The sequence below is a fragment of the Dethiosulfatarculus sandiegensis genome, from assembly GCF_000931935.2.
GTDB classification, from domain to species: domain Bacteria; phylum Desulfobacterota; class Desulfarculia; order Desulfarculales; family Desulfarculaceae; genus Dethiosulfatarculus; species Dethiosulfatarculus sandiegensis.
On record NZ_AZAC01000012.1, the window covers coordinates 61,313 to 78,656 of the forward strand.

The 17,344-nt window shown below is 51.7% G+C and carries 15 protein-coding genes; 8 read left to right on the forward strand and 7 right to left on the reverse strand.

The genetic code is table 11. From position 1 onward, the window contains the following. Positions 1-3 precede the first annotated feature (3 nt). From X474_RS09620 to X474_RS09630, 3 genes are all read right to left on the reverse strand, one after another. Entirely contained in the window at positions 4-1,407 is a 1,404-nt protein-coding gene (locus tag X474_RS09620; RefSeq protein WP_044348509.1) for a glucose-6-phosphate isomerase, read from the reverse strand. A gap of 271 nt (positions 1,408-1,678) precedes the next feature. Continuing rightward, positions 1,679-3,037: a replication-associated recombination protein A gene (locus X474_RS09625; RefSeq protein ID WP_044348511.1), complete on the reverse strand. Its 1,359-nt coding sequence runs from the start codon at positions 3,035-3,037 to the stop codon at positions 1,679-1,681. Next, the gene (locus X474_RS09630) at positions 3,034-3,969 is read right to left on the reverse strand and encodes a patatin-like phospholipase family protein (RefSeq protein ID WP_044348513.1); all 936 of its coding nucleotides are present in this window, start codon (positions 3,967-3,969) and stop codon (positions 3,034-3,036) included. Before X474_RS09630 ends, X474_RS09625 begins: the two co-directional genes overlap by 4 nt. Before the next feature lie 284 nt (positions 3,970-4,253). On the opposite strand from X474_RS09630, the gene rpsU reads away from it, so the two are divergent. The 8 genes from rpsU to X474_RS09665 all read left to right on the forward strand — a co-directional run bounded on the left by rpsU (position 4,254) and on the right by X474_RS09665 (position 11,731). Then, positions 4,254-4,457, forward strand: coding sequence for a 30S ribosomal protein S21 (gene rpsU / locus X474_RS09635; RefSeq protein WP_044348515.1), 204 nt, complete (start codon positions 4,254-4,256; stop codon positions 4,455-4,457). A 233-nt stretch (positions 4,458-4,690) separates the two neighbouring features. Beyond that, positions 4,691-4,792 (forward strand): symporter small accessory protein, encoded by a 102-nt coding sequence (locus tag X474_RS27240; protein WP_353743130.1) that lies wholly within the window; start codon positions 4,691-4,693, stop codon positions 4,790-4,792. 216 nt (positions 4,793-5,008) lie between these two features. Then, positions 5,009-6,613 (forward strand): sodium:solute symporter family protein, encoded by a 1,605-nt coding sequence (locus X474_RS09640; RefSeq protein ID WP_044348517.1) that lies wholly within the window; start codon positions 5,009-5,011, stop codon positions 6,611-6,613. A 294-nt stretch (positions 6,614-6,907) separates the two neighbouring features. Further along, complete coding sequence (locus tag X474_RS09645) at positions 6,908-7,837, forward strand: hypothetical protein (RefSeq protein WP_052515062.1); 930 nt, start codon at positions 6,908-6,910, stop codon at positions 7,835-7,837. Positions 7,838-7,953: 116 nt separating this feature from the next. Further along, entirely contained in the window at positions 7,954-8,988 is a 1,035-nt protein-coding gene (locus tag X474_RS09650) for a histone deacetylase family protein (protein WP_044348518.1), read from the forward strand. 200 nt (positions 8,989-9,188) lie between these two features. After that, positions 9,189-9,473 carry an Asp-tRNA(Asn)/Glu-tRNA(Gln) amidotransferase subunit GatC gene (gene gatC, locus X474_RS09655; RefSeq protein WP_044348519.1) on the forward strand — a complete coding sequence of 95 codons (285 nt, stop codon included), beginning with the start codon at positions 9,189-9,191 and terminating at the stop codon, positions 9,471-9,473. An 84-nt stretch (positions 9,474-9,557) separates the two neighbouring features. Continuing rightward, positions 9,558-11,027 carry an Asp-tRNA(Asn)/Glu-tRNA(Gln) amidotransferase subunit GatA gene (gatA, locus tag X474_RS09660; RefSeq protein WP_044348520.1) on the forward strand — a complete coding sequence of 490 codons (1,470 nt, stop codon included), beginning with the start codon at positions 9,558-9,560 and terminating at the stop codon, positions 11,025-11,027. After that, positions 11,024-11,731 (forward strand): class I SAM-dependent methyltransferase, encoded by a 708-nt coding sequence (locus tag X474_RS09665; protein ID WP_052515063.1) that lies wholly within the window; start codon positions 11,024-11,026, stop codon positions 11,729-11,731. Before gatA ends, X474_RS09665 begins: the two co-directional genes overlap by 4 nt. Before the next feature lie 29 nt (positions 11,732-11,760). Here the strand turns inward: X474_RS09665 and X474_RS09670 are convergent, their stop codons facing one another. From X474_RS09670 to X474_RS09685, 4 genes are all read right to left on the reverse strand, one after another. After that, positions 11,761-12,474, reverse strand: coding sequence for a site-2 protease family protein (locus X474_RS09670; protein WP_044348521.1), 714 nt, complete (start codon positions 12,472-12,474; stop codon positions 11,761-11,763). Between the two features lie 471 nt (positions 12,475-12,945). Beyond that, positions 12,946-13,242, reverse strand: a complete 297-nt coding sequence (locus tag X474_RS09675) for an antibiotic biosynthesis monooxygenase family protein (protein WP_044348522.1) — start codon at positions 13,240-13,242, stop codon at positions 12,946-12,948. 200 nt (positions 13,243-13,442) lie between these two features. Beyond that, positions 13,443-14,885 (reverse strand): reductive dehalogenase, encoded by a 1,443-nt coding sequence (locus X474_RS09680; protein WP_052515064.1) that lies wholly within the window; start codon positions 14,883-14,885, stop codon positions 13,443-13,445. A gap of 551 nt (positions 14,886-15,436) precedes the next feature. Beyond that, a complete protein-coding gene (locus tag X474_RS09685) occupies positions 15,437-17,068 on the reverse strand; it encodes a hybrid sensor histidine kinase/response regulator (protein ID WP_044348524.1) in 1,632 nt (543 codons plus the stop codon). Positions 17,069-17,344: the final 276 nt, after the last annotated feature.

Here is a 17,344-nt window from a genome sequence, read left to right on the forward strand (position 1 = left end):
GTCTTATACCAGCCTTTTACCGCCGAAGTCTATCTCAGCCATTCGTTTGGCCTCTTGTTCAAAGCCTTTACGCCCCATAAGGCCATAGGTCAAGACCTTGCCCAATTCCACACCCGGCTGGTCCAGGGGGTTTATACGCAAAAGCTTGCCTGCCATCAAGGTGGCGGCCTCCAGCAAAAACAAGACCTGGCCCAGGCAGTGGGCATCCAGCCTTGGCAACCTTAGATTTAAGCTGGGCCTTTTCTGTTGGGCCAAAGCGGCCTGGGTGGCCTTGGCCTCGGATTTGATCAAAGCGCCCATGCTGGCCCCGCCGAGATAGGAGATTGAATCTATATCCTGAAACAGCCCCGGTATGGGGATATCTCCGCCCATATCATCCAAGGTGGCGAACAGAACCAGTTTGTCCTGGGGGCCTTCTATATAAAGCTGAAGCTGGCTGTGCTGGTCCGTAGCCCCCACCGCCGCCACCGGGGTCTGGCCCGCATGCACTTCCTTACCGTCTAAATCACTGGCCTTGCCCAAGGACTCTGCCCAAAGCTGGGCAAACCACTGGGCCAGGCCAAAAAGATCCGTGGCATAGGGCATCATAACCAATATGTTCCTGGCCGAGTGCATATATTCCACGGTCAGCCCGGCCAACAGGGCGGCAGGGTTGGACGAAAAATCCGGATTAAGGCAGCGCTCATACATGGCCCTGGCCCCGCTCAAAAGCACCTTGATATTGTGCCCTGCCGCGGCCAGGGGCAGAAGCCCCACCGGGCTGAGAACCGAAAAGCGTCCCCCCACATCAGGCGGCACTTCCAGGCACCTGAAATCGCCTTCTTTTTGGGCAATCAGCCTGAGGTTTCCCTTTTCCGGGTCTGTGGTGAAAACCACCCTTTGAGCCGCCTTGTCCCAACCCATCTTATTTTTCAGCATCTCCATGACCACCATGAACTGGGCCATGGTCTCGGCTGTGGAGCCGCTTTTACTCACCACGTTGAAGACCGTGCGGTTTAGGTCCAGATTGTGTAAAAGCATGCCAAAGGATCTGGGGTCCGGGTTGTCGGCCACAAAGAGCCTCATGCAGCCATGGGGCCTGGCAAACGAGTTGCGCAAAGACCCGGCCAAAGCCATATCCACGGCCGTAGCGCCCAGGGCGCTGCCGCCTATGCCCAACACAACCAAGGTGTCGGCCAAATCCTTTAACCTCCCCGCCTCTTTCAAAACGGGGTCCAATTCATCATCTGTCATAAAGGGGAGCGCCATAAATCCGGGTTTGCCCTGTTTGGCTTCGGGCAAAACCGAATCCAACATCAGGGCCGCATCTTTTCCAATACGATCCAGATCCGCATCGGAAAAACCATTCTGCCCCACGGCTTCCGCGGTGCAATAACTGTAATCCAGGCGAACCATATCCTCGGACATATTTGCTCCTTTTTGAGATTTTTCCAAAAAAACAGCTATCTCCCTTTTAAGGCCGAGCGGGATAATCCGGCGAACAACTCAAATGATATCCTCAGTAAAAAAATTGCTGGAGACAGCCTTTTACGCCACGCCCCCTTAGGACTGACGCGGGAATAAAATTTTAATTTAAGTCTAACACAATGGCCCCCTGCGCAAGGATTCAGCCTTGACACTGGAAAACAACCAATTGCTATATTCTCGTTTTTTCGCAGAAAAAGGCTTAAGGTGCAGGTCAGTTTCTTTTGAGCTGTTTTTTCAGTTTGGCCCTCTGCTCCTCCAGCCACTTGATTCTTTCCAAAAGCACCCTTTCCCTGCCCCGGTCGGTGGGCTGGTAGTAGCGCCGGTCAAGAAGCTGTTCGGGCAGGTAGGACTGATCAACAACCGCATCTTTGTGATCATGGGGATATTTGTATTCCTTGCCGTAGCCCATCTCCTTCATCAGCCCTGTGGGGGCGTTTCTTATGGCAAAAGGCACTTCCAGGGGGCCGTATTCCTTGGCATCACTACTCGCCTGTTTGTAAGCCATGTAAACCGCATTGGATTTGGGGGCCAGGGCCAGGTAAACGGCTGTCTGGGCCAGGGCCAGGGCTCCTTCGGGCATGCCCAGGAAATCAAAGGCCTTTAAGGCGGCCACTGCCTGGTTAAGGGCATAAGGGTCTGCCAGGCCAACGTCCTCACTGGCAAAACGCACCATGCGCCTTAAGAGGTAGTGGGGATCTTCCCCTGCCTCCAGCATGCGGGCCAACCAATAGAGGGCTGCCTGGGGGTCTGAACCGCGCAAGGATTTGTGCAAGGCGCTTATGAGGTTGTAGTGCTCATCACCAGACTTGTCGTAACGCAGGGCTCTTTTTCCCAATGCTTCTTCAGCCTGTTTTAGATCCACCACCCTGGTCCCGCCCTTGCCCAAGGGCGCCGTCATTACCGCTGTTTCCAGAGACCCCAAAAGCCTTCTGGCATCGCCGAAAGAACTCTTGACCAGGTGTTTTTTGGCCTCGTCGCTCAAAACGGGCAGATAGCCTGCCAGGCCTTTTTCCGAATCAGTCAAAGCCCTTTCCAAAATCCTGGACAGGTCTTCTTCCTCAAGAGAATTGAGCACCAGAACCCTGGTCCTGGATAAAAGAGCCGCAATCACCTCAAAGCTGGGGTTTTCAGTGGTCGCCCCCAACAAGGTGATAATGCCGGACTCCACATGGGGTAAAAGCGCATCCTGCTGGGCCTTGTTAAAGCGATGTATCTCATCAATGAAAAGAACCGTGGCCTGCCCCTTTTGGAGCAGTTTCCTGGCCTTTTCAACCACCTTTCTGATCTCGGCCACTCCACTTAATACAGCTGAATATTCCATGAAAACGCTGTTCCAGGAGCTGGCCAGAATACGGGCCAAGGTGGTCTTGCCTGTGCCCGGAGGCCCCCAAAAAATCAAGGAGGCCGGCTTATTTGTGGAAAGCAGCCGTTTAACAGCCCCGGATTGACCGACCAGATGTCCCTGCCCCTGATATTCCTCAAGGGTCTTGGGGCGCATCCGCTCTGCCAGGGGAGCGGACAAAGGTTCAGGGTTCAGGCCTGACGGCTCAAACAGATCCAAGATATTCATTCCTCTTTCTTGTCACGGCAAAACCGCCCTTTTAAAAAACCAAAAGGACTTTTTTTACGCGTAAGTTCCAGTAATTCGGGCCAGGCTTTTTCCGCCGCCCGCTCTCCGTTTTCCATAACTGTTTCACATTTGAGAAAATCAGCCCAATGCACATCTTTGACTTCAGGATGCAGGGCCAAGTCGGCCTCTTTCAAGAGAAGCTCGGAAATACGCAAGGCCTGTAGATCCGAGGCCCTGAGATACATATCCAAAGCGCCCCTGGGGAGCAGATCCTCTTCTATTTTGCGTTCCAGGTTCACAGCCACCACAGGGCCGCCGAAAAGGGATCTGGCCTCATGCACAGGCACCAGAGAGGCAACCCCGCCGTCCACCAGATGTCTGTTGCCCAGGCTCACCACCGGCGCGACCCCTGGAATGGAACAACTTGCCAAGACCGCTTTTCGCAATGATCCCTTGTTTAAAACAACCGGTTCACCGGTCATGATATCAGTTGCCACAGCGGCAAACGGCACTTCCATTTCCTCAATCAGGATATCAGGCAAAAAGAACTCTATCACCTTGGCAAAATAATCCTTGGGCATGAGCGATTCACCCAAAAGCAGGGATTTGACCATCCTTCCCCGGCAAAACATGGAAAAAAGCCTATCACCCAGACTTAACGCCTCACTGCCTATATCCTGATCAACCATGGAGCGCAACAGGGGGTCGGCGGCCATACGGGTTCGGGAAAATTCAATAACACTCTCCCGCATCTCGGTGCTTTTTTTGCCCATGGCCCAGCCGGCCGCGGCAATGGCTCCGGCGCTCGAGCCCACAATGCCCTTTACCGGGAGACCCTTTTTTTCCATGAACTCAAGCACCCCCACATGGGCAAATCCCCTGGCTCCTCCTCCGCCCAGGGCCAAAGCGATTCTTTTGGATTTTTTCGACATCAAGGCCACCCTCTTTTGAAAACTGCGGGTTCATCCGCCGCATCCAGTTTAAAATACGAGAATTTTCGGCGTCCAAAATGCCTTTTCAGTAAAAAACACAGGCACTTTTCAAATATCGACTGTTTGCTGGTATTTTGGGCTTTACAGCCCCAGCTTCACTGGATATACTAACGCCCCGGTAAGGGAAAGGTCCAGTTACGCTCTCAACCTTTCAGCACGGCTTTTTGGTTGTCTTGTGGCCCCTCTTTCCCCGCCTAATTTAAAACGAAAGTAGGTGATTTCAGGTGCAGGTTACGGTCCAGGACAACAATGTAGAAAAAGCTATCAAAGTCTTGAAGCGCAAGCTGATCAAGGAAGGCATTTTCCGCCAGCTCAAGGAAAAACGCTGGCACGAAAAGCCCTCCCAGACCAAACGCCGTAAAGAGCGTCAGTCGCTTCGCCGCCTCCGCCGGCAAATGGCCCGCGCTCGGGCCAGGACGAAATCCTAACGGCCTATTTTAATACCGACAAAAAAACCCGACAGCCTGTTTTTCAGACTGCCGGGTTTTTTGTTGTTTATTCCAATGAAACCGGGTGAGCGATCTATTCCCGGCGCCTTGACTTATTTGCCTGATAATCCGTATAGTACAGCCAGGAGGTGGGTTTTACTCGCATCAACCGGACTTTTCGGAACTTGCCTTGGAAAAGGTCGAGATTACCGAAAACCCCAGGAGGAATTTTGATGTTGGGAGTTGCCAGTCTGGAATTGGCCTTTGCCTACCTACTTTGTCTACTTGCTACTCTCTGCTGCCTTATCTACGGACTGCTCAAGTGGAAATCCTGATTCTGATCATCCTTCTGATATTGCCTTTGGCCTCTTATTAGAGAAAGCACATAGTCCCGTCTTTAACAGGCTGGCCGAAAAAGCCTTTGCAAGCACCATTTAGAAGAACTTTCCATCCACGCCCGCGCTTTAAGTTTGCGTGCGAAAAGTGGTTATGGACGCTTTTCTTATTTTTTTCGATAGGTTCAAGTCGCAAACAATTGATAAGGAGAGAGCATGACGACCAAGATCATCCTGGCGATTCTTTATCTGATTGTTATCTTCTGGTTGGGTTACAAGGGTTGGCGCGAGACCAGGCAGGCTGCCGATTACATGCTGGCCGGACGCCGCATGAACCCCTTTGTCATGGCCATGAGCTATGGAGCCACTTTTATCTCCACCTCGGCTATCATCGGTTTTGGCGGGGCTGCGGCCATGTTCGGCTTCCCCCTGTTGTGGCTGACCTTTCTGAACATCTTTGTGGGCATATTCATCGCCATGGTGTTTTTTGGCAAACGAACCAGGCGAATGGGGATTTCCTTAAATGCCAACACCTTTCCCGAACTTTTGGGCAGGCGTTTTAATTCCCGTTTTATCCAGGGTTTTTCCGGGTTGGTGATTTTTTTGTTCATACCGGTTTACGCGGCAGCGGTGCTAATAGGCATAAGCCGCATGCTGGAGGTTAACTTAGGCGTCAACTACACGGTGGCCCTGCTTTGCTTTACGGGTGTGCTGGCCCTTTACGTTATAACCGGCGGGCTCAAGGCAGTCATGTACACCGACGCCTTTCAAGGCAGCCTTATGCTGGTTATGATGTTGATCTTGATTTTCTTTGTCTATTCCGAACTGGGCGGCATAGTAAACGCCCACAAATCCCTCACCGATCTTGCCCCCCATCTTCCGGAAAGCCTTAAAAAAGGAGGCATGCTGGGCTGGACCCAGGGCGCGGTTGCCGGCTCTCCCTTATGGCTCGTAATCTACACCACCATTGTATACGGGGTGGGCATAGGCGTTTTGGCCCAGCCCCAACTGGCGGTGCGATTCATGACCGTATCCGATGATCAACAGTTGAACCGGGCGGTCTTGATAGGCGGAATCTTCATGCTGGCCATGACGGGAGTGGCCTTTGTCACCGGCGCTCTTTCCAATGTGGTCTTTTTTGAAAAGTCCGGCCAGGTGGCGATTGACGTGGCCCAGGGGAATGTGGATGCCATTATCCCAATTTTTGTATCCCGGATCATGCCGGGCTGGTTTGGCACCTTGTTTTTACTGGCCATGTTTGCGGCGGCCATGTCGACCCTCTCCAGCCAATACCATGTGGGCGGCACCAGCCTGGGGCGGGATTTCTATGAAAAGGGCCTTCGCTTCGGGGGAGCCAATGTGGTGACCGTAAACCGCCTGGGCGTCTTTGTCACCGTGCTTGTAACCATGATCTGGGGCCTGGTGCTGCCGGTAAGCGTAATCGCCAGGGCCACAGCCTTTTTCTTTGGACTTTGCGCGGCCGCCTTTTTACCCTCCTATTTCCTGGGCCTTTATTGGAAGGGCATGACCAAGGCCGGGGCCGTCAGCTCCATGGTCGGCGGTTTTACGATTTCGTTTCTTTATCTGCTTTTTGTGCATACCAAGGAAGCCAAGGCCATTGGGCTTTGCAGATCCATATTCGGAGTGGACAGCCTGGCCCTTTGGGCGGAGCCCGGTTCAACCGCCTGGCTTTTGCAGTTCACCGACCCCAATATTATCGCCCTGCCTATCAGCTTTATTTTGGCCCTGGTGGTCAGCCGGTTCAGCGCGGGTTTTGATTCCAGGCATTTGAAAATATGCTTCAGGGGCATTGACCGCTGAGAAGAGTCCCCGGGAGCTTGGACCCGGGGGCTTTTTTAATTCAATAGCCTGCCTTTATGCCAAATCCCGCTGTCTCAAAAAAACAGGTGCTTGCTTTGTATTTAATCCCCAAAATTAAAGGAAGCTTAATCTTAGACGTTTGATCCATTGCTAGTTTCAGGCAAAATGTCTAAAGTACTAGAGGCGAAGAATAGACACGCGGCCCTTTTTCGCAAGGGGCAATCGTTTAAGTAAAAAGCCTTGGGCGGGTGCAAGTAATTAAGCCCCCTTGCCAAGGTAAAACAAGGATAGATCATGGCCGCTTTCAATGATTCCCAAACCAGCCTCACCCTGAAAAAAAGACCTTCCCGCTGGCCCTGGATTCTGGGTCTGGCCCTGGTGGCCGCGGCACTGGCTGCGGTGTTTTTATTCTGGGGAGACTCCCAAGAAATCACAACCTCCAAAACAGCCGACTCCAAAGACGCCAAATCTGACCAAGCCCTGATAGTGGACCACAACACGGCCAAAGGCAATGTGCCCGACTCAAATCTTGATTCAGCCGACACCCCCCCTGATTCACCCAAGCCAAGCGCCCACGGCAAGGTGGTGAGAATTAAAACTTCCGAATCGCAAAACCAGGTTCAGGTGCAGGGGCCTGCCGCAGAGGAGCAAAAGGCGCGTAAAAAACCCTATGGGGTGAGTAAATCCCTGGACGCAGTGCTTAGAAGCGATGAAACCATAAAAATAGGGAACAAGGAAGTAAGCATCGCCGAACTGGAGCGCAAACTGGTTGTGGAGCAAAGAGGCGAGGTTATAGATAAGCCCTTGGATAAGAAACCCCGCATTACCGCCTGGGGCGTCTATATGGTCAGGCCCGGAGAAAACCTTTGGGACATCCATTTCAGGCTGCTTAAGGAATACATGTCCAGCCGGGGAGTCAAGTTGGCCGAAAATGCAGACAACCCCACCCCAAACGGTTATTCCACAGGCGTGGGCAAGGTGCTTAAGTTCGCCGAGCATATGGTTGGTGTTTTTAATATGAAAACCAGGCACATGGATTCAAACCTCAACCTGCTTGAACCCGGCGCCAAAATTGTGGTCTATAACCTCAGTGAAATTTTCGAACAATTGGCCAAGATCGATCCCCACGATCTCTCCGGGGTGATGTATGATGGCAGGGTTCTGTTATTCCCTGAATCCCAAAAGGCAGAGCCTGGCGGCCCAACCGGCTCAAAAAAGGAATGACAGTTTTAAATGGGAAGCCTCTTTAAACTCAGCTTGCCAAGGGTTTTTTCACATAGAGCCTGAAAAAGCCCTTAACAGCTGAAGTCTGTGGCCGCCAGGGGTCGGCGAGGTGTAGCATGGCACTAGGCTTGATCCACGATCCGGTTTTTCAGGAACACGACCCCGGCAGCTACCACTGTGAATCACCCAACCGTCTGGTCGCCCTTGATCAGGCCCTCAGAACATGGCCGGGTCTGGAAAAGACGGTGCAGGTTCCCTTGCGCGAGGCCAGGGTCGGAGAGCTGACCCTTTCCCACATGCCCCACCACATAAAACGGGTTGCATCGACTCACGGTAAAAGAGTGGCCCTGGATCCCGACACCGGGGCGTGTCCGGTCTCTTACAAGGTTGCCTTAACCGCTGTGGGCACCCTGTTGGATCTCTGTACAATGGCCGTAAACGGTGAGGTTGAACACGGGGCGGCCCTTCTCCGCCCGCCGGGTCATCACGCCACGCCGGATCGGGCCATGGGTTTTTGTTTTTTCAACAATGTGGCCCTGGCCGCCACCCATTTAATCCACAACCATAAGCTGGAAAGAGTTCTGGTGGCGGACTTTGACGTGCACCATGGTAACGGCACCGAAGAAATATTTTATTACGACCACAGAGTATTATATTTTTCCCTGCACCAGTCGCCTTTTTACCCGGGAACCGGCCCGGTGAACTCGGTGGGTTTGGCTTCGGGCAAGGGATACACCCTTAACGTCCCTCTGCCCGCAGGCCTGGGAGATCAGGATTACATAAGGATATTCGAAGATTTACTTTTACCCGTGGCCAGACAGTACAAGCCGCAGTTTATTTTGGTTTCAGCCGGATATGACGCACATAGGGAAGATCCCCTGGGAGGAATGTATGTAAGCTCCTTGGGATTCGCCGCCCTTACCAGAATTCTCATGGAGATCAGCGAAGAATTCTGTCCCGGCAAAATTGTCATGAGCCTTGAAGGAGGATACGATCCTCCCGCCCTGGGCAGGGCCGTAGTGGCCTGTCTGGAGGCCCTTACCGGCGACACCGGGGCTGACGCCTTGAGAAAGGCCCATGAAAACGCGGATAAGCCCCAAGCCCTGATAAAGGCGCTCAAGATGGCCGGAAAATTCTGGTCATTGCCCTGAAGTCATTGTAAGCCTTGCCCCTTTGGGTTGGCCGTGATAAACAAATCATCTAAACCTTGACGCTCGCCGTGGGGAGTTCGTCAGCCCGCCCCGGACCAAAACAATAATTAACAGCCCAAGGCCCGAGATGGTTTTCGAGCAAGGCGGCAAAAACCGGGGTTAAAATAAATACCACCAACTGCCCTGGAGGCAAAAGCGATATGGCAATCACCCGTAAAGAAGTGGATCACGTGGCTGACCTGGCCCGGCTTGAGTTGACGAACGAGCAGTCTGAAAAGCTGACCACTGAAATGAATGATATCTTAAAAGCCATGGACAAATTGAGGCAGCTTGATACTGAAGGTGTATCTTCAGATACACACGTACTTAATTTGAGCGGAGCCTTCAGGGAAGACGAGGTCAAGCCCTCTCTAGCCAGGGAAAAGGCATTGGCCAACGCACCCAAACACAATCAGGAAAGTTTTGTGGTGCCCAAGGTCATCTGACCCTGATTTATTTGGATATGACCAGCTTGTTGTTTTGATTTTTGCCGGGGCGGACACCCGGCCCAATGGAGTTAGTAGAACCCAATGGAATTGCATGAACTCAGCATGGGTGAGGCGATCGAGCTCCTTGAAAAAGGTGAAATATCCTCCGTTGACTTGACCAAGTCCCTTTTGGAGCGGATCCAGGCCACAGAGCCCTTGATCCATGCCTATTTGAAAGTCGACCGGGACCAGGCCCTTTCCCAGGCTGAAAAAGCAGACGAAATGAGGGCAAAGGGCCGGGGCACCAGACTCACGGGCATTCCCTGCGGTATAAAAGACGTGCTTTGCACTGAAGGGATAACCACAACCTGTGGCAGCAGGATTTTAGAAAACTTTGTACCGCCTTTTGACGCCACCTTGGTAGGCAACCTGAAAAAAGCAGGCGCCGTGATTTTGGGAAAACAGAACATGGACGAGTTCGCCATGGGCAGTTCCTGTGAAAACTCGGCCTTTGGCCCCACTAGAAACCCCTGGGACCTAAATGCCATACCCGGCGGCTCCTCCGGCGGATCGGCGGCCAGTGTAAGCGCCTGCTCCAGTTTCTTCTCCATTGGTACGGACACCGGGGGCTCCATTCGCCAGCCTGCCAGCCATTGCGGCGTGGTGGGGCTTAAACCCACCTATGGCAGGGTGAGCCGTTTTGGCCTGGTGGCTTATGCCAGCAGCCTGGATCAGGCAGGGCCCCTGGCCAGAACTGTGGCTGACGCGGCTGACGTGCTTCAGGTTATAGCAGGTCATGATCCGCAAGATTCCACCAGCGCGCCCAAGGAGGCGCCTGACTACCAAAGCGCCCTTCTTAAAGGGGTGAAGAGCCTTAAACTAGGCGTGCCCAAGGAATATTTTGTAGAGGGTACAGACCCGGAGGTGGAAGAGGCGGTGAAAAACGCCATCTCCCATTTGGAGTCCTTGGGCGCCGAACTGGTGCCGGTGAGCCTGCCCCATACCGAGTATGCCCTGCCCACCTATTACATTGTGGCTCCGGCCGAGGCCAGCTCCAACCTGGCCCGGTATGACGGGGTTCGCTATGGCCTTAGTGTTCGCGATCCCGAGGACGATTTAAAGGACATGTATAAAAAGACCAGGACCACAGGCTTTGGGCCGGAGGTTCTGCGCCGCATCATGCTCGGCACCTACGCCTTGAGCGCCGGGTATTATGACGCCTATTACGGCAAGGCCTGCCAGGTGCGCACCCTGATCAAACAGGACTTTGAAAAATGCTTTAAGGAAGTGGATGCAATCGTCTGCCCGGTGGCGCCGACCCCTGCCTTTGATATCGGCCAAAAGGTGGATGATCCCATGCAGATGTATCTCAGCGATATCTTCACCTTGGCCGTGAATATGGCGGGACTGCCGGGCTTGAGCCTGCCCTGCGGGGTTTCCGCCGGCAACAGGCCCATTGGCTTGCAGATCATGGCTCCTCATTTTGCCGAGGAAACCCTCCTTACCGTGGGTCATGCCTTTGAGAGCACAACGGATCATCACCAAAAAAGGCCTTCCCTTAAAGCCGCATGACCAGGGCCGCGCCCAGTTGCCTGACCAGGGCCGCTTTTTATAATCAGGTGGCCCTGGTCTATGATCAGGTATACAGCCTTTCCCGGGACTACACCCTGTGCCAGGCCGCCTGGCTGGCCCGCACTTGCAACAAAGGCCCTTTGCTGGACCTGGGATGCGGCACTGGCCGCATGTGGGACGCCTTGCGAAAATTGAATATCGGCATGTTGACCGGACTGGACTGCGCAGGCTCCATGTTGAAGCTGGCTAAAAAGAGCCATTCCAAGGCCCGCCTGGTTCAGGGAGACGCGGCCCAGGGCCTGCCTTTTAAGGATGGATCATTTGAAACAGTGATCAGCCTTCACTCCACCTTGATCCATGTAACTTGCTGGGATGATCTTGGCCGTATGTCCGGTGAAGTTTTCCGGGTGCTTAAGCCAGGTGGAATATTTGTGGCCGAGTTGCCCCACCCTGCCTGTTTTGAAGAAAATCCCGATTGGCAAGAAGCCAAGGAAGGCATGTATTACCGCTCGGTTGAAGACGGCCTCACCGAATTAAAAATAGACACCCCGGTTTCCTTGAAAACCAGGGTGAGGATTATACAGCTTTCCGAGCTTTCCAAATTTTTCAAGAAGTTTCCGATCCTGGAGGTTCATCCCGGCTTTAAAGGCGGGATGTTCGACCCGGACAAAGGGGACCTCATGGTGGTCTGCGCCCGTAAATAACAGGTCGTTTCATCCAATTAAGCCTGCGGTCAGGCAAAAAGCCTTCCCACATCCAGTCCGGTGGCATAGACCATCAGCCCCATGATCAACAACCATCCGCCGATGGTAAGGGGCGCGTAAAGCCTGGTTAAGCGAGAGCTTAAACTTTGCATCAGATCCAGGACGATCTTTCCTCCATCCAGGGGAGGCAAAGGCAGCAGGTTGAAAAGACCCAGGTTTAAATTGATAAGAATGGTAAAGCTTAGCGCCTTGGACAACCCCATACCCACAAACTGGCTGCCCTGGGAGACCATTCCCACCACACCTGAAATCTGATCCGGCGTTTGAAAAAGCCCTGCCAGACCGCCTGCCAGGCTGGTCAGATAAAGACTGGTCTGAATAAAGGGAGCCACAAACAGGTTCTGCAGGCTGAACCCCTGGTTAAGCAGATTCAAAAGGGCAAACAGGGGCAAGGTTGTAAGCAGGTTGAAAGCGGGACCGCCCAGGGAAAAAATAATCCGTTTGCCCAGGGGCAGCTCCAGGTATTGGTTCTGGTCTTCAAAATCAAGCAGAACATAACCGCCCAAAGGAATAACGCTGAAACGGTATTCAGTTCCCTTTATCCGCTTTTTGAAAAGCGCCGGACCAAAACCCAGGGAAAAACGCTTGACCGGCAGTCCCACCCGCCTGGCGCAGATAAAGTGACCCAGTTCGTGCACAAAAACCAACAGGCTGATAATCAGCGCGGTGAGACAAATAAACATCAATAACTCCAAAGCCGATCAATAACCTCGACATAGCCGAATAAGTATATTCAGTCCAACACCCCATGCCCTATACCCGAATAGTTGCTTTGTCAAGCACAATACTAAGGCCTAAAAACCGGCATACAGGCATGATATAGCTTGCAAAAAAGCTCTATTGCCAGTTAATATTTAGTAATCATTATTTTATTAGGCTATACTTATTAGAATCGAAAAAAATATGCCTTAAAAAATATAAAATCAATTCCACCCGGCAGGGAAAAAACGGCAATTCGGGAAGCCTTTAACCCAAAGGATCAGCTCCTTTCAACCATGCCTCACTCCGGTATGCTCTGCACACCGTTTTTTTGATAATGCACAAGGCACATGAGCTCCCGCCCGGCCCTTTATTCCCTTTTAACGGGCATAAACAACCCCGGAAGTGCTTTTGCCAAAACCGAAAGCCTTGTTTAGCAAGGCGGTTTTTTTTGATTAACCGCCCGCCCCGATCACGAAAATCTCATACTCGGTGGGACCTTCGAGATGGGGTTCTATCTCCCTATCCACCTTGGCCCTTTCCGGGCTTTCCTGCCATTTTTTCCAATCCGTTACGCTTTGCCAAGTAGAGAGGACCAGGAGCTTGGCCGGATCATCGTAACCCAAGAGGGTTTCGCCGGTCATGTAGCCCTGCTGCTGCAAGGCAACCCCACGCAGGTTGTTAAGGGCTGAATAAACCGGTTTGGATTCGCCTTGTTTCAGCCGCCTGGTGATTAGGACCTTGACCGCCATAACGCACTCCTTTGCTGGGATAATGCCCTTACCCGGGACAAAAGGCTCCTCCCCCCAAAGCCAACTTCCTACCTACCAAAATTGTAGCATATGAAAAGAACTCACAGGGTCATCTATCTATGATCAAGAGGGATGCAGGCGTGTTGCATTGTCTTTAGACAGACAAAGTAAAAATATCAGGCGGCTTTTTCGGCTTTGATCTAGCTGGAAAGCGCCTTTTTCCTGGGCTGCCTGATCCATTCCGGGACCTCTCTGGGCTTCCAGCGCTTACCGTAAAGCCAGTTGTCAATATACGGGAAAATCCTTTGGGCAAGAGAGGACCTGCCCACAAACCAGCGAACCAGTCTGTGGATAGAGCGATTTGGCCTGCTGAAGGGGCAGACAGCCATGCATACCGAACAGTCGGTCCCCACCTTGGCCCAATAATCAAAGCAGGTGTCTTCATTCAGTTTCCAGCGTAAAAGCCCTCTCAGCAAAGTCTTTTCACCGTGGGGTATGGACCTTGAGGGACAGGAATCCGCGCATTTCATGCAACCCTCGCAAAACTTTTCCACACCAAGGTCCACCGGTGAATCCGGGACCAAAGGCATATCCGTGGTAACGGCAAACACCCTTACCCTGGCCCCGTATTTATCTGATATCAGATAACCCAGCCGCCCCAGTTCGCCCAAACCGGCATCAATGGCCAAGGGTACGGTTAAAAGGTCATAGTTCCGACTGTGCTGAGCGGTTGCCCGGTAGCCCATTTCCCCAAACCAACTGGCCAAAATCGTGGTCAGGTAAGATCCCTTGGCATAATTCAAGGCGCTTTCCACCACACCAGGGGTGTGGGGGCCGCCATAAACCAGATCCACATCCATTTCAGTGGCCATAACCACGGCGTAAGGCAAGGGTTCTGGAATCTCGGCTCCATAGTCTTCCCAATTGCCGTAATGAATTTCGCCCCTGTTGCAATAAGCCCATCTGGGGTCCAGTCTGCAGACACCGACCAAGTCAGCGCCCAGATGCCTGGCCAGGCCCTTGACTATCCTGGTGGCCCGGGCCGGGTCCAATTCCGCTTTAGCGGTTTCCATCCCTGGCTCAACCCGGGCATGGGGACCCATGTAATTCACAAAACCAAAACCAGCTCCCATCATGGCAACATTGGGCTGATATCCATTGTCAATGGAACCGGCTTTGGCCACAGGCCCGCCCTTTGCGCGGCGTTTTTTATCTGTTTCTTCCTTTTCCGGGTGGGTTTCATAATAGTTGCGATACCGTTCCGAGCCTTCCGGTAAAGAACGGTTTCTGGCAAAAACGCTGTCCCTTTCATCAAACCTGGCAAATTCTCCCTGTACGCAGCCCTTGCTGCCAGCCATTGCCCTGGGATTGGGTTTACCGGGAATCATGAAAACCAAAGCCATAATAACCATACAGCTGAAAAGCACTGCCACAGGGATGTGGATTAACGGCAGAAAAACTAACAACCCTGCCAGAAGCAGGCATCCGCCGGCCAGAGCAAGACCGATCTTTGGGGCCCGAGGTTCTTTTTCCCGAACTGATTCATAGGTGAACAAAAGAACGCCACCCAACAACAGGAGATCAAAACCAAGCAAAAGCCATAAAAACATCTTGAAAACCTTTGAGACAGCCTTTTTCTTCAAACCCAGCCGCCCGGCTATCATACATGAAGCATAGACACTGGACCAGACCAATCAAAACCGAAGGATTTTAAGACCAGGCCCCCTGAAAAGGGGGTGATTCAAAGTCAAAAAAAAGGGGTGTGCGCCCCTCTTTAAAACGGGGATACACCCTATAACAGATTAGCTTAGGTTTATGTATAGTTGTTGCCAGTGACGGGGCGGCAAGGCGTATCAAGGTCCTCCATACTACCGACCCCTCACAACCATGATTACGGCGCATATGGTTTTTGTGTTCCACCCTTGGCAAGCATGTCGCCCTTTGGGTTCCGCACGATCCAAAGGGCGACGAAACACACCAAAGCATGTGGTATCTTTGGTGCAGGTTACCAAATCATGGTCAGCAGCGTTTGTCTGAAGGCGACCTCAGGCAACCATTAAAAAGGCAGTGGCATTCCTGGAAGTTGTCCTCATCACTTTTCACTGTCTGCCTTTTCATCCGGCACTGTTCAAATCGTCTTGCCGCCCCTCTCCTTCCGGCGCACCCAAAGCGCCGGAAGGTTGCTTTTTACGGGTCAATTAAGGTTCTGTTTTATCACTTCCAGAAGTTCATTATTACTGATTGGCTTTTGCAGCAAAGCGTCCGGGAGGCAGGCGGCAAAACCGGGCTTGGCTATAATTTGCTCTTTGCACCATCCGGTAAGAAAAACAACCGGGGCAGTACATTGTATTTTGGTCAGCTCGTGTTTCACATCACAGGCATTGCCGTCCGGCAACCCGAAATCACAGACCACGAATTGCGGGGGCTTTTTCCGGATCTCCGCCATTGCCTTGGCAACGCTGGATACTTGCCTCACCCGGCATCCCTGCCTGTTTAAAAAGCTTTCCATGCCCATGGCCACCAGGGCCTCATCTTCGATCAAAAGGATATCCAGCCCTGTAAGGCCAATTGAACCGTTCTTTTTTTCTGATCTGGCCGAAATTTCAGCGGTTTTAGCCAGGGGGAGCTCAATGGTGAAAAAAGCGCCCGAATCAGGCTTTCCCAGGTAATTAACCTTTCCCTTGAAATCAGTGATTATTTTCTTACTTATAGCCAGGCCCAATCCCTGGCCCAGGGCTCCTTTAGTTGTAAAAAAAGGGTTAAACAGTTTTTTTATATTTTCCGGCCTGACACCCGGGCCATTATCCTGAATCCAAATCACCGCCTTTTGGTTTTTTTTCAACAGGCCGGTCTTGATCCTGCCTTCGCCATTTATGGCCTCTGCGGAATTTTTAAAAAAATTAAAAAGAACTTCCATTAGTTGGCCTTCGGGGATCATTACCGGACAGTCGCTCTCCAGCACCTTAATATCCAGTGAAATTTGCGGATTAGTCAGGATGGGCCAGGTTCCGTTTATCAACTTCACGGTTTTTTTCAGCAAGGAAGCAAGATCGATCGGCAGGATGCCGCTCTCGTCTTTAGGATTATTTAAAACGTTATCCAGCAGACGTTTGACAATATCCCGACCGTTATCCACACCGGCTAAAACATTCTGCAGGTGTTTGACCGCCTTTTGGGGTTCAACCAGATAGCCCAGCGCGGCTTGAGTGTTACTGGCCACTGCCATGAGGATATTATTGAAATTATGAGCCACTCCCGAAGCCAGTTCCTGCAAGGCGGCCTGGGCCTCTTTTTTTTGGGCCACCTCTTTTCTTAGCCTCAGATTGGCCTGGACCAGCCTTTCCGAATGATAATCCAGGCTTTTCTGAAGATTCTCCCTTTGTTCTGAAGCGGCTAATTCAGCCTCTTTTCTTTCTGTTATGTCATAGATAATGCCATTAAAGATAAAAGGGTCTTGAGATGTCTCTCTCACCAGGCTGGATTCAACCTGAATCCAGCGCCAGGCATTTTTACGGGCATGGAAAATACGGCAGGCAGTGCGTAGGAACCCGGTTTTGCCGGCATCTTTATCAGCCTTTGCAAAACCTTTCAGATCATCAGGGTGGATAATTTTCCACCAATCTTCATAAGTTACGGGAGCATCCAGGCCCAGGATGTCGCACACCGCCGGGCTGGCATAGATCAACTCTGTTTCGTTAAAGTCATCCGACTCATCATAAAGTTGAAAAATGGCATAGGTGCTGGCATTCTCAAGCAGGCTTTTTAAATGAACACTTTGCTCCTTGAGTTGCTTTTTAAGAATGTGGTGCTTTTTATTTATATCCATTGTATCGGTTAAAGGCTATCTATCCGGGGAAGTATTTAAAAACCGCTCATAGGAAAACACAACTCAACCTATATATAACAACTTTTTAAAAAACAAGTAAATAGTACTTTACTATTAGAGGGGTAGTGTTTTACGTTTAGTTATTTATCAGCAGAGAATAAATTATTTCAGAATAACTTTTTATTGACACTACCTTTTTTTGCTGTTGGCTCTGCAAAAAAAGGTAGTGTCAATAATCTTTCGCTTTTATTTTTAGCAGCAGTCTCCGACACGTTT